The 236-nt window shown below is 69.5% G+C and carries 1 pseudogene; it reads left to right on the top strand.

What is annotated here, in order from left to right:
• A pseudogene (locus BN358_RS26745) lies at positions 1-236 on the top strand (diacylglycerol kinase family lipid kinase); the annotation flags it as partial.

Here is a 236-nt window from a genome sequence, read left to right as displayed (position 1 = left end):
ATCGTCAGCACCGGGTTCGACGCCCGGGTGAACTACCGCACGAACCACCTGCGCTGGAACCTTGGGCAGCTCAGTTACACCTGGGCCGCGCTCGCCGAGCTGAGCCGGTTCGAGCCGCTGCCGTACCGGCTCCTGATCGACGGCGAGCCGCGCAACCAGACGGCCATGTTCGTCGCGGTAGGGAACGCCGGCTGGTTCGGGGGCGGCATGCAGGGCTGCGTGGACGCCGACGTCAC

The organism is Sedimentibacter sp. B4 (assembly GCF_000309315.1).
In the GTDB taxonomy this organism is placed as follows: Bacteria; Bacillota; Clostridia; order Tissierellales; family Sedimentibacteraceae; genus Sedimentibacter; species Sedimentibacter saalensis.
This window is presented reverse-complemented; position numbering and strand designations above follow the sequence as displayed.